Below are 13136 nucleotides of genomic sequence, written 5' to 3' on the forward strand. Positions count from 1 at the left end.
ATCATTCCCACGCTCTGCGTGGGAAAGCAGCCCGGGACGCTCCGCGTCCCATCCAGAGCCGAACGCGGAGCGTCCGTAGAGGCATTCCCACGCAGAGCGTGGGAACGATCAGTGCGCTACATCAACCAAACGATAATTCCTCTTATTCAAACTCTTATCCCCTGTTAGACTTTGCGCCCTTGTTTTGCTCGTCTTGCAGGATGTCTGATGCCCTCGCTGCCTCTTCGCTTGTCCGCACTGTTTCTGGCCCTGGGCCTGAGTGCCTGCGATGACGCCCCGCGGTTTACCGAGGCCGAACCCGGTGAAGCCCGCTCCGGCGGTAGTGCCACCGTACGCAAGACTGATCAAAACGCATTTTCCCTGCCCTCGGCCAACCTGCCACCTTCACGGCGTGTGGATTTCAGCGTCGGCAACAGCTTCTTCCGCAACCCTTGGGTGATTGCGCCGTCGACCACGACAGCCCGTGATGGTCTAGGCCCGCTGTTCAACACTAACGCTTGCCAGGGCTGCCACATCAAGGACGGTCGCGGTCACCCGCCCGAACCTGACGCTTCGAATGCCGTATCGATGCTGGTGCGCCTGTCGATTCCCGACACCCCGGCTTATGCCAAAGTCATCGAGCAACTGGGTGTCGTGCCGGAGCCGGTCTACGGCGGGCAGTTCCAGGACATGGCCGTGCCCGGTGTCGCCCCCGAGGGCAAGGTGCGGGTCGACTACACACCGGTAAAGGTGCAATTCAAAGACGGCACCGAAGTCGAATTGCGCAAGCCGAGCCTCAACATCACCCAGTTGAATTACGGCCCAATGCACCCCGACACACGTTTCTCGGCACGGGTCGCGCCGCCAATGATCGGCCTGGGCCTGCTTGAAGCAATCCCCGAGGAGGCAATCCTGGCCAACGCCGAGGCTCAAGCCAAAGCCGGGGACGGTATCGCCGGACGGCCGAACCGGGTCTGGGATGACGCGCAACAGAAAACCGTACTCGGGCGATTTGGCTGGAAAGCCGGGCAGCCCAATCTGAATCAGCAGAATGTCCACGCGTTTTCCGGTGACATGGGCCTCACGACCAGCCTCAGACCCTTTGATGACTGCACCGACGCGCAAACCGCCTGCAAACAGGCGCCGAATGGCAACGGCGTAGATGGCGAGCCGGAAGTCAGCGACAACATCCTGCGCTTGGTGCTGTTCTACACTCGCAACCTCGCCGTTCCGGCCCGCCGTGATGTCAACGCTGCTGAAGTGCTGGCCGGCAAGAATTTGTTCTATCAGGCGGGATGCCAGTCCTGCCATACGCCGAAATACACCACCGCCGCCAACGCCGCCGAACCTGAACTGGCCAATCAAGTGATTCGCCCTTACAGCGATCTGCTGCTGCATGACATGGGCGACGGCCTGGCCGACAACCGCAGCGAATTCCAGGCCAGTGGCCGCGACTGGCGCACGCCGCCGTTGTGGGGCATTGGATTGACGCAAGCGGTCAGCGGCCATACCCAGTATTTGCATGACGGCCGCGCTCGCAATCTGCTCGAAGCCGTGCTCTGGCATGGCGGCGAAGCAACCGCGGCGCAGCAACAGGTTTTGTCTTTCAATGCCGAGCAGCGCGCCGCGTTGCTGGCGTTTTTGAATTCACTTTAATACGCATTCCATCTGCGGGAGCCCGACATGTTTCGTCCCAAATTGTTGTTCACCAGCCTGGCCGCACTAGCGTTGGGCGCCTGTTCGCCTCAGGACCCGCAAGCGGTCACGTCGGCAGCCATCGCCAAATCGGTGATCCTGCCGACCTACACCCGCTGGGTAGAAGCCGACCGCCAACTGGCTGTCAGCGCGCTGGCCTACTGCGAAGGCAAGGAAACACTGGAAACTGCCCGCGCCGACTTCCTGCACGCACAAAAAGCCTGGGCCGAGCTGCAACCGCTGTTGATCGGGCCGCTGGCTGAAGGCAATCGTGCATGGCAAGTGCAGTTCTGGCCGGACAAGAAAAACCTGGTCGGCCGCCAGGTCGAGCAACTGATCACGGCACAGCCGCAAATCGATGCAGCGGCACTGACCAAGTCCAGCGTCGTGGTGCAAGGCCTGTCGGCCTACGAATACATTCTGTTCGACAGCAAGCCAGATGTGGCCAACGCCGAGCAGAAGACCAAGTATTGCCCGCTGTTGATCGCCATTGGCGAGCGTCAGAAACAATTGGCCGAAGAGATTCTGAAAAGCTGGAACAACACTGACGGCATGCTCGCGCAAATGAGCAAGTTCCCGAACCAGCGTTACGCCGATTCCCATGAAGCGATTGCCGATCTGTTGCGCGTACAGGTCACTGCGCTCGACAGCCTGAAGAAAAAACTCGGCACGCCAATGGGGCGCCAGACCAAGGGTGTTCCGCAACCGTTCCAGGCCGATGCATGGCGCAGCCAATCTTCCCTGGCCGGCCTTGAGGCAAGCCTGGCCGCTGCCAAAACAGTCTGGGAAGGCGTCGACAACAAGGGCTTGCGCAGCCTGTTGCCAAGCGTTCAGAAACCATTGGCCGACAAGATCGACGCCGCCTATGCCGCTTCGTTGAAACTGTTCGCCAGCAACCAGCGCTCGCTGACCGAAATGCTCAACGACGACGCCGGTCGCCAGCAACTCAACGATATCTACGACAGCCTCAACGTCGTCCATCGCCTGCACGAAGGCGAACTGGCCAAGGCGCTGGGCATCCAACTGGGCTTCAACGCCAACGACGGTGACTGATGAGGGCAAGTGCCATGCTGCGACGCCAGGCTCTGACGTTAGGAAGTTTGTTGCTGGGTGCGGTGACACTGGGCGGCTGGAAGCTGTTCAAGCACAAAGACGCCAGCCCGCTGCTCCTCTCGGCGCGGGACGATACCGATGGCAAGCACTACGCCGTCGGGTATCGGCTGGACGGCACCCGGGTGTTTGCCACCCAGGTCGGCCAGCGTTGCCACGACATCATCAACCACCCGACGTTGTCGATTGCGCTGTTCGTCGCCCGTCGCCCGGGCACCGAGAGCTACCTGATCGACCTGCGCGACGGGACTTTGCTGCAAACGCTGACATCACAACCGAATCGGCACTTCTACGGTCACGCGGTGATTCACCACAGCGGTGACTGGCTGTATGCCACCGAAAACGACACCACTGATCCGGGTCGCGGCTTGCTGGGTGTGTATAAGTTCGAAGGCGAGCGACTGGTGCACAGCGGCGAGATCTCCACCCATGGCATCGGCCCGCATCAAGTGTCGTGGATGCCCGATGGCGAAACCCTGGTGGTGGCCAACGGCGGGATTCGCACCGAAGCGGAAAGCCGGGTCGAGATGAATCTCGACGCCATGGAACCAAGCCTGGTGTTGATGCAACGCGACGGCACGCTGTTGAGCAAGGAAACCCTCGGCCAGCAGATGAACAGCGTGCGCCACCTGGGCATCGCCAGCGACGGCACCATCGTTGCCGGTCAGCAGTTCATGGGCGCGGCTCATGAATCGTCGGAGCTGCTGGCAATCAAGCGCCCCGGCCAACCGTTCGTGGCGTTCCCGGTGCCGGAGCACCAGTTACAGGCCATGGGGCATTACACCGCCAGTGTCGCGGTGCACAGCGACCTGCGATTGGTGGCCTTGACTGCGCCACGGGGCAACCGCTTTTTCATCTGGGACCTGGACAGCGGCGAAGTGCGCCTGGATGCACCGCTTGCCGATTGCGCTGGCGTTGGCGCGGTCGCCGACGGGTTTGTCGTGACCTCTGGCCAGGGCCGCTGCCGTTACTACGATTGCCGCCAGACAGAGCTGGTTGCAAAACCGTTGGAGCTGCCGGCAGGGCTCTGGGACAACCATCTGCATCTGATGGCGTAATTACGTCAAAAGATCGTCCGATAGCTGGGGCCGCTCCCGGACGATCTTTTCACGACATCACCTCTCCAATACCTCACAACCTGTAAAAACTGGCAGTTGGATTACCCTTCCCAGTCGCGGTAATGTGCCTCACTGTCTCACCTGATTTTCTCCAAGGAACTGGAATATGCTGCGTCGCCGCATGCTGATCATGTTGGGTGTTGTTCTGCTGATCGTGCTGGTCCTGGCCGGATATAAAGCCTTCTCCATCTACACGATGATTCAAGGTTTCTCCGCGCCAAAACCACCGATCAGCGTTGCCGTGGCCAAGGCAACCGAACGGCCATGGCAGGCACGCCTGCCCACCATCGGCACGCTCAAGGCACTGCAAGGCGTGGACCTGAGCCTGGAGACCGATGGCACTGTTGTGGACCTGCAGTTCGAATCAGGGCAGAAGGTCAAGGCCGGCCAATTGCTCCTGCGGCTCGACAGCGCCGTGGAAAGCGCTCTGCTTGAAACTGCCCAGGCCGACCTTGGGCTGGCTCAGGTCGATTACGGTCGCGGTAGCCAACTGGTAGGCAGCCAGGCCATTTCCAAAGGTGAATTCGACCGCCTCTCGGCGGTACTGAAAAAGAGCAAGGCCACGGTCAACCAACTCAGGGCTGCACTCGGCAAAAAAAGCATCCTCGCCCCCTTCAGCGGCACCATCGGCATTCGTCAGGTGGACGTCGGCGACTACGTGGCCACAGGCACCATGATCGCCACCCTGCAGGACCTCAGCAGTCTGTATGTCGATTTCTTCGTTCCTGAACAGTCGGTACCGAAGATCGCCGTCGGTCAACCGGTGCAGCTCATTGTCGCGGCGTTCCCCACAGAAGAATTCCCCGGCACCATCAGTGCAATCAACCCCAAAGTCGAGAACAGCACGCGCAACGTGCAGGTCCGGGCCACCCTGGCCAACCCCGATGGCAAGCTGCTGCCGGGGATGTTCGCCAGCCTGCAGGTCATATTGCCCGACCCGCAGCCACGCATCGTCGTACCGGAAAGCGCGATCACCTACACGCTCTATGGCAACTCGGTCTATGTCGCCACCCAGAAAAAAGCCGAAGACGGCAGCGTGGAGAAGGACGACAAGGGGCAACCGATCCTGATTGCCGAGCGGCGCTTTGTCGAAACCGGCGAACGGCGCGATGCAATGGTGATCATCACCAAAGGCGTGCAGAACGGTGAAACGATTGTCACGGCTGGCCAGATCAAACTCGACAATGGCGCGCGCATCGCCATCAGCGATGACAAGACCCTGGCCGAAAAGAACAGTCAGCCTCGCGCTGACTGATCAAGGAACCCCCAATGGCTTTTACTGATCCGTTCATCCGCCGCCCGGTGCTCGCCACCGTGGTCAGCCTGCTGATCGTGCTGCTGGGCTTCCAGGCCTGGAGCAAGTTGCCGCTACGCCAATACCCGCAAATGGAAAACGCCCTGATCACGGTGACCACGGCGTACCCCGGGGCCAACGCCGAAACCATCCAGGGCTATATCACCCAGCCGATGCAGCAAAGCCTGGCCAGCGCCGAGGGTATCGACTACATGACCTCGGTCAGTCGCCAGAACTTTTCGGTGATCTCGATCTACGCGCGCATCGGTGCCAACAGCGACCGACTGTTCACCGAACTGCTGGCCAAGGCCAACGAGGTGAAGAACCAATTGCCCCAGGACGCTGAAGACCCGGTCCTGAGCAAGGAAGCCGCCGATGCCTCGGCGCTGATGTACATCAGCTTTTTCAGCAAGGAGTTGAGCAACCCGCAGATCACCGACTACCTGTCACGGGTGATCCAGCCGAAACTGGCAACCCTGCCCGGCATGGCCGAAGCCGAGATTCTCGGCAACCAGGTGTTCGCCATGCGCCTGTGGCTTGACCCGGTGAAACTCGCCGGTTTCGGTCTGACGGCCAGCGACGTGACCAACGCCGTGCGCCAGTACAACTTCCTGTCCGCCGCTGGCGAGGTGAAGGGCGAGTACGTGGTCACCAGCATCAACGCCAGCACCGAGCTCAAATCCGCCGAAGCCTTTTCTGCGATTGCGCTCAAGGTCGATGGCGACAGTCGCGTACTGCTGCGCGATGTCGCCCGGGTCGAGATGGGCGCCGAAAACTACGACACCATCAGTTCCTTTGGCGGTACGCCCTCGGTGTATATCGGCATCAAGGCCACGCCCGGCGCCAACCCGCTGGATGTGATCAAGGAAGTGCGCAAGATCATGCCGGATCTTGAAGCCCAGCTGCCGCCAAACCTCAAGGGTGAAATTGCCTACGATGCCACGCTGTTCATTCAGGCCTCTATCGATGAAGTGGTGAAAACCCTGTTCGAAGCGGTCCTGATCGTGATCGTCGTGGTGTTCCTGTTTCTCGGTGCACTGCGCTCGGTGGTGATCCCGGTGGTCACCATTCCGTTGTCGATGATCGGCGTGATGTTCTTCATGCAGATGATGGGTTACTCGATCAACCTGCTGACGCTGTTGGCGATGGTGCTGGCCATCGGCCTGGTGGTGGACGATGCCATCGTCGTGGTGGAGAACATCCACCGCCATATCGAAGAAGGCAAGACACCGCGGGACGCTGCTATAGAGGGTGCCCGGGAAATCGCCATGCCGGTGGTTTCAATGACCATCACTCTCGCGGCGGTGTATGCGCCGATCGGCTTCCTGACGGGGCTGACCGGCGCATTGTTCAAGGAGTTTGCCCTGACCCTGGCCGGCGCCGTAGTGATCTCCGGCATCGTCGCCCTGACCCTGTCACCGATGATGTGCGCCTTTCTATTGCGTCACGATGAAAACCCCAGCGGCCTGGCCCATCGCCTCGACCTGATTTTCGAAAGCCTCAAGCGCCGCTATCAGAGCATGCTCCATGGAACGCTCAATACCCGGCCCGTGGTGCTGGTGTTCGCGGTCATTGTTTTGTGCCTGATTCCGGTGTTGCTCAAGTTCACCAAATCGGAACTGGCACCGGACGAGGACCAAGGCATCATTTTCATGATCGCCAACGCCCCGCAACCGACCAACCTCGATTACCTGAACACCTACACCGACGAATTCATTTCGATCTTCAAGGCGTTCCCCGAGTATTACTCTTCCTTCCAGATCAATGGATTCAACGGAGTGCAATCGGGTATCGGCGGGTTTCTGCTCAAACCGTGGAACGAGCGCAGCCGCACGCAGATGCAGATACTGCCCGAGGTTCAGGCCAAGCTCGAAAGCATTCCCGGCTTGCAGATTTTCGGCTTCAACCTGCCCTCGCTGCCAGGCACTGGCGAAGGGCTGCCTTTCCAGTTCGTCATCAACACCGCCAACGACTACGAGCTGCTGTTGCAGGTGGTCGACCGGGTGAAAAAGCGCGCCATGGAGTCCGGCAAGTTCGCATTCGTCGATGTCGACCTGGCCTTCGACAAGCCGGAAGTCGTGGTGGACATCGATCGTGCCAAGGCTGCCCAGATGGGTGTGTCGATGCAGGATCTGGGTGGAACACTGGCGACTTTGCTTGGTGAAGCGGAGATCAACCGTTTCACCATCGAGGGGCGCAGCTACAAAGTCATCGCTCAGGTCGAGCGACCGTTTCGGGACAATCCCGACTGGCTGAACAACTATTACGTGAAAAACACCCAGGGCGAGCTGCTGGCCCTGTCGACCCTGATCACCGTGACCGACCGTGCGCGACCGCGGCAGTTGAACCAGTTCCAGCAACTCAACTCGGCGATCCTGTCCGGTGTGCCGCTGGTCAGCATGGGCGAGGCTATCGACGTTGTGCGGCAAATCGCCCGCGAAGAGGCGCCGGTGGGCTTTGCCATCGACTATGCCGGTGCCTCGCGGCAATACGTACAGGAAGGCAGCGCGTTATGGGTGACCTTTGCCCTGGCACTGGCAATCATTTTCCTGGTGCTGGCTGCACAGTTCGAAAGCTTCCGTGACCCACTGGTGATTCTGGTGACAGTGCCACTGTCGATCTGCGGTGCCTTGATCCCGTTGTTCCTTGGCTGGTCGAGCATGAACATCTACACCCAGGTCGGATTGGTGACGCTGATCGGGTTGATCAGCAAGCACGGGATCCTGATCGTCGAATTCGCCAACCAATTGCGCAAGGACAAGGGCCTGTCGCCACGCGAGGCCGTGGAGGAAGCAGCGGCCATTCGCCTGCGCCCGGTATTGATGACCACTGCCGCCATGGTATTTGGCATGGTGCCCTTGATCATCGCCACCGGCGCGGGGGCGGTGAGCCGTTTCGACATCGGAACGGTGATCGCCACAGGCATGTCGATCGGGACGCTGTTTACCTTGTTCGTGTTGCCATGCGTATACACGCTGCTGGCCAAGCCCGATAAACCCATGTAGGAGCCGGCTTGCTGGCGATGAACGATAACGCGGTCTGCCTGACTGATCGCTGCGTCTGCATCGCCAGCAAGCCGGCTCCTACAGGGCAAAAATAAAAGGCCTCGCATTTGCGAGGCCTTTTATTTTGGGCTTCAAACTTTTCAACTTTGCGGCCTCAATCCTTGAGAAAGTCCGAACATGAACAGCAACAAATCATGGTCGGGCTGTGTAGCCACGGAGGTCTTGGCGACTCGTGGCAAAGGGCAATGATCGCCATTCGCTGAGCTGAGAACTTGAGTGCGTGGCTGCTCCCAGGCAGCCACCGCGAGCGAAGCGACTGCCAAGGCTCCTATCAAAAACAAACCTCGCGCAACTTCGAGTTTCATTGCTATAAACCCTTGATAGCGCTGCCAAACGCCGTCTCATAAAAGTAGACCAGTTTCTTCCAGTCAGTTGAGCTGAACGACGAGTGGCGGCGCAGTTGCTTCATGTCGTGGGCAGCCGCCTGATGTGAAGTCAGACGCTGGCGGCACTTCTCCAGATCAATCAAAGCCACCTCGACCCTGGACGCCTCGCCTTCGCCGGTCACCCGCACGAATACGTGTTTGATATAGAGGCAGCTATGCTGCCAACGCCCTTTGTGCATGCGGGCCAGGTTTTCTGCCAAGGCCTGCAACACGCGATCATGTACGGCTTCACCGTGACGCTCGCGGCCGCCGTCGGCGTACCAATGTTCAATTTCCTGGAAACCATCCAGTGACTTTGTTACCAGTAAGGCGCGCCATTTGTGCACGGGGTCGCGTTGTGCGCCGCAGAACACAATTTGCGGAACAAGGACCCCGAGCGAGCCAACGCCGATGAGTGCATCGCGCTCACGCAGCACTGTCGGCCGGCCAAACGGGTGCAGCAAGCTGCGATAGATATGCCCGGTCTGGCGTTTGAAGTAGAGCAGTTGATCATCACTGCCCTTGACGCGCTGCACACCACTTTCTCCACCGCGGCGAACATTGGGCTCTTCTACCCATTCACCGCGCTGATTCCAGAAATAGTCGAAACGGTCCTGGGAGCCATCATCCGATCCTGCTGCTACCTGCACTGCCATCCTGTTACCTCTTGCGTAATACGTAAACTCGCCACATGGCATAGAGCGGTAAAAAGTCCAGACGTTCCTGAATTCGGAAACCCGCTTGTTCAAATTCCTGTTCGACCGTAGCAGCAGGTAACACAAATCGGTTTTGGTAACCTTGCTGATTGCGGGTCCGTTCCAGGCGCTTGCGTTTCCAGGCCTTGAAATTGCCATCTACCCACAGTGAAAGAATGACGCTATCACGGGTGACGCGCTCGAATTCGCGCAAAATTGCCAGTCGATGCTCGGCCTCACCGATGTGATGGAGCAATCGCATGCAGAAAATGCTGTCGACGGCGTTATCAGGCAAGGCAATGTCGAATGCAGAAGTGTGCAAGGGTTGTACCCGTTTCACCACATCGGCCGGTTGCGCTTGAGTAGCTATCTTCAACATCGACTCCGAATTGTCGGCGCCGATGATCACGCGGTTGGGTTTCTCCGCCAGCAATGGCCAGAAACGTCCAGCGCCGCAGGGCAGGTCGAGGACCAGACCAGGCTCACCGACCGCAGTCAGCGCCTTGCGAGCCAATTGCTCATCCCGCCAATGGGATAATTTACGACTCAGTCCATCCTGATGTTTTTGCAAATACTGTTGTGCGTGCTGGTCGTCGTATTTTTCGGAAAAATCCAGTTTGATCGGGCCGGCCATATCGAGCTCTCCTGTACTTCTGATGGCACCCACATTAGGTAGCACCGTGTCAGCGTCAGGTCATGCCTTTGTGAAAAAAATGTCATGTAAAACCCCTAATCGTTTCGAGGTTTTACAAAACACGGGCCGCTCTCCATTGCTTGTCGCCGACGGTCAGCTTGCTGGAGTGGGGTGCAACTGCACCTGAAAACGACAGCCATTGGGCTCCATGTTGGTCAGGCTGACGCTCCAGCCCTGGTTTTCACAGATCCGCTGCACCAGTGACAGCCCCAAGCCCAGGCCCTCACCGCGCTTTTCACTGCCGCGCACGAACGGTTCGAACATCGCTTCACGCTTCTCTTCGGGAATGCCCACGCCACTGTCCTCGACGACAAAACCGCTGGTCGTCAGGGTCAATCGGATAAACCCATGTTCAGTGTAGTGCAGCGCGTTACGCAGCAAGTTACCCATCACCGCATTCAGCAGCGTGGCGTTGTATCGAATGCTCTGTGGCTGACCCGGTTCAAAAATCAGCGTCAAGCCTTTGGCCTCAATGGGCGCGCGCCACTGCCCGATCAAGCCGTCGGCGACGCCAGTGAGCGTCTGCTGCGGGGACATGCTCGTGTCTTCGCGCTGGGCCCGGGCCAGCATCAGGAAGGTTTGTACCAGTTCACGCATTTCTTCACAGGCGCGGGAGATGCGCTCGACCTGCGCGCGACCGCGCTGATCGATGCCAGGGTTCTCGAGCAACAACTCGCAGGAACTGGCCAGAACCATCAATGGCGTACGCAACTCGTGGCTGACATCGCTGGTGAACAGTCGCTCCCGCGTCAGTGCCTGACGCAGACGCCCCAGGGTCGCATCGAATGCCACAGCCAGCTCCCCCACTTCATCGGCCGCGTAGTCCGGTGCCAGCGGCGGCGCCAGACCGAGCAACTGATCGCGGTGCCGGACCTGTCGGGCCAGCCGGACAACAGGTGCCATCACCTTGCGCGCCAGAACCCAGCCAAGGAAAACCGCCAGCGCCAGGCTGAGCACAAAGCCAACGAGAACAACGGCGAACAGCACCCGTTCACGCTCTTCGAAATCGCTTTGGTCCTGCAGCAGCACATAACGCCGCCCGTCGACGATTTCGACCATCGCGTGGTACGACAGGTGTTCGCGAAACACCTCGTGAAAACCGGAGTCCAGATGTCGCAAATCCTTGGGCAAATCGAAATCGCCCGGCCCCCCGCTGAAATAGAACAACTGATCCGGCTCGGGCCGATGGCTCCAGTCCGAGACACTGTCCATGAGCAGAAGGCGCTGCAAATCGCCACCCAATCCGGCAGAAATCAACTTCTCTTCCACCAGATGCACGGTGGCGACAATGCCCATTGCGAAGGCACCCGCGACCAACGCACTCATCAGTGCGAAGGCAATGATGATGCGCTGGGCAAGGCTCTGCTTAAACTCCATCGCGGCCCTCGGCCAGGCGATAACCGACACCGTGCACGGTATGCAGCAACGGTTTGGCGAACGGTTTGTCGATCACCTGACGCAACTGATGGACATGGCTGCGCAGGCTGTCACTGTCCGGGCAGTCATCGCCCCATAACGCTTCTTCAAGAATTTCCCGGCGCAGCACATGCGGACTTTTCTGCATCAATACTGCGAGCAACTTGAGGCCCACCGGGTTGAGCTTGAGCAACCGCCCTTCGCGGGTAACTTCCAGCGTGTCCAGATCGTAGCTCAAGTCGCCGACTTGCAAGGTACGACGGCCACCGCCCTGGGTACGCCGCATGACCGCTTCGATCCGTGCCGCCAGTTCCGAAAGTGCGAAAGGTTTGATCAGGTAATCGTCGGCGCCAGACTTGAAGCCTTGCAGCCGGTCGTCGAGTTGGTCGCGTGCGGTCAACATGATGACTGGGGTGTCGCGCCGGGCATCTTCGCGCAGGCGCTTGCACAAGGTGTAGCCGTCGATGCCAGGCAGCATGATGTCGAGCACGATCAAGTCGTAATGCTCGGTGGCGGCCAGGTGCAGGCCCGACAGACCGTCCTGTGCACAATCGACGGTATAGCCTTTGAGCCCCAGGTAATCGGCCAGATTGGCGAGGATATCGCGATTGTCTTCAACCAATAAAATTCGCATGGGCACCTTCTCCGTACACAGTTACGGCCGTCTTGGCCCGCGCAGCTTAAGGCCAAGTGTGGCTCACGGCTAGGACTGCGTGCAGTCTCGACCTCACAAAACGGCCGATTCGGGGCTCAACGTTTTTTTCACTATCGATTCACGGGCTGACGACAGAAACGGGCTCAAACTCCGCGCGGCTGCGCACTCAAGAACATTTCACTGACCCGGGAATTTTCATGGTTTCGATTTCTGCACGCCCCGCTTCTCGCCCGCTCAATCTCTGGGTATACCTGGGCATTCCCGCTGTTGCGGCGATGACTCTGGTGCTCCTCGAACTGACAACCCTGGACATGGCCCTGGCCAACCTGTTTTACGACCCGGTTGCCGGGGCGTTCATCGGGCGCCACAGTTACTTCCTCGAGACCGTACTGCATGACCGCGCCAAGCAAGTGGTCATTGCGTTTTCGGTACTGGCCATACTCGGTTTCATTGGTTCGTTTTTCATGGACAGACTCAAACCGTACAAACGGGAACTGGGTTGTCTGGTGTTGTCTCTGGGCTTGGCGACCTCGTTTGTCACGCCGATGAAAGCAGTGACGGCGGTGCAATGCCCGTGGAGCCTGGAACAGTTCGGCGGCCATGAAACCTACAGTGAACTACTCAGCCCTCGGCCGCAGACCGACAAGCCAGGGCGCTGCTGGCCGGGTGGCCATGCGGCCACCGGGTTCACGCTGTTCGCGCTGTTTTTCGTGTTGCGTGATCGTCGCCCGCGACTGGCCCGGGCGGCGTTCGTCTTTGCCTTCGCCCTGGGTTCGGTGTTTTCCATCGGGCGGATGATGCAGGGGGCGCACTTCTTTTCGCACAACGTGTGGACAGCAGTGTTTTGCTGGCTGATTTGCCTGGGGTCGTATTACTGGATTCTGTATCGACCGGCGTTGAAGGCTGAGGGGCCGGTCAACGCGGAGCTAGTCAGCACCTGAATTGACGCCTGCGCGGGCAAGCCTCGCTCCTTGTATGTTGACCCTGAGTCCAAAGAGAGAGGTTACGCTCAAGGACTCATACAACAGCAAGTGCGTTTCTGGGGGGAGG

Annotated in this window: 11 protein-coding genes; 6 read left to right on the plus strand and 5 right to left on the minus strand. The window is 59.3% G+C overall.

Going from position 1 to position 13136, the window contains the following annotated elements; genetic code table 11:
• The first annotated feature begins 207 nt into the window (after positions 1-207).
• The 5 genes from ASD60_RS03875 to ASD60_RS03895 all read left to right on the plus strand — a co-directional run bounded on the left by ASD60_RS03875 (position 208) and on the right by ASD60_RS03895 (position 8201).
• On the plus strand, positions 208-1635 hold the full coding sequence (locus tag ASD60_RS03875) for a di-heme oxidoreductase family protein (protein ID WP_056852725.1): 1428 nt from the start codon (positions 208-210) through the stop codon (positions 1633-1635).
• A gap of 27 nt (positions 1636-1662) precedes the next feature.
• A complete protein-coding gene (locus ASD60_RS03880; RefSeq protein ID WP_056852726.1) occupies positions 1663-2727 on the plus strand; it encodes an imelysin family protein in 1065 nt (354 codons plus the stop codon).
• Positions 2728-2741: 14 nt separating this feature from the next.
• Positions 2742-3842: a DUF1513 domain-containing protein gene (locus ASD60_RS03885; protein WP_056852727.1), complete on the plus strand. Its 1101-nt coding sequence runs from the start codon at positions 2742-2744 to the stop codon at positions 3840-3842.
• 166 nt (positions 3843-4008) lie between these two features.
• Entirely contained in the window at positions 4009-5157 is a 1149-nt protein-coding gene (locus ASD60_RS03890; RefSeq protein WP_056852728.1) for an efflux RND transporter periplasmic adaptor subunit, read from the plus strand.
• A gap of 14 nt (positions 5158-5171) precedes the next feature.
• Positions 5172-8201, plus strand: a complete 3030-nt coding sequence (locus ASD60_RS03895) for a multidrug efflux RND transporter permease subunit (RefSeq protein ID WP_056852729.1) — start codon at positions 5172-5174, stop codon at positions 8199-8201.
• A gap of 140 nt (positions 8202-8341) precedes the next feature.
• On the opposite strand, the gene ASD60_RS28000 is transcribed toward ASD60_RS03895, so the two are convergent.
• From ASD60_RS28000 to colR, 5 genes are all read right to left on the minus strand, one after another.
• Complete coding sequence (locus ASD60_RS28000) at positions 8342-8566, minus strand: hypothetical protein (RefSeq protein WP_082557526.1); 225 nt, start codon at positions 8564-8566, stop codon at positions 8342-8344.
• Positions 8567-8568: 2 nt separating this feature from the next.
• Entirely contained in the window at positions 8569-9282 is a 714-nt protein-coding gene (locus tag ASD60_RS03900; protein WP_056852730.1) for a lipopolysaccharide kinase InaA family protein, read from the minus strand.
• Positions 9283-9286: 4 nt separating this feature from the next.
• On the minus strand, positions 9287-9955 hold the full coding sequence (locus ASD60_RS03905; RefSeq protein ID WP_056852731.1) for a class I SAM-dependent methyltransferase: 669 nt from the start codon (positions 9953-9955) through the stop codon (positions 9287-9289).
• A gap of 153 nt (positions 9956-10108) precedes the next feature.
• A complete protein-coding gene (locus tag ASD60_RS03910; RefSeq protein WP_056852732.1) occupies positions 10109-11392 on the minus strand; it encodes a sensor histidine kinase in 1284 nt (427 codons plus the stop codon).
• Entirely contained in the window at positions 11382-12065 is a 684-nt protein-coding gene (colR, locus tag ASD60_RS03915; protein ID WP_056852733.1) for a two-component system response regulator ColR, read from the minus strand. Before colR ends, ASD60_RS03910 begins: the two co-directional genes overlap by 11 nt.
• Before the next feature lie 218 nt (positions 12066-12283).
• Here colR and ASD60_RS03920 point away from each other — a divergent pair, with 218 nt between their 5' ends.
• A complete protein-coding gene (locus tag ASD60_RS03920; RefSeq protein WP_056852734.1) occupies positions 12284-13027 on the plus strand; it encodes a phosphatase PAP2 family protein in 744 nt (247 codons plus the stop codon).
• The last annotated feature ends 109 nt before the right edge of the window (positions 13028-13136 follow it).

The organism is Pseudomonas sp. Root562 (assembly GCF_001427125.1).
In the GTDB taxonomy this organism is placed as follows: Bacteria; Pseudomonadota; Gammaproteobacteria; order Pseudomonadales; family Pseudomonadaceae; genus Aquipseudomonas.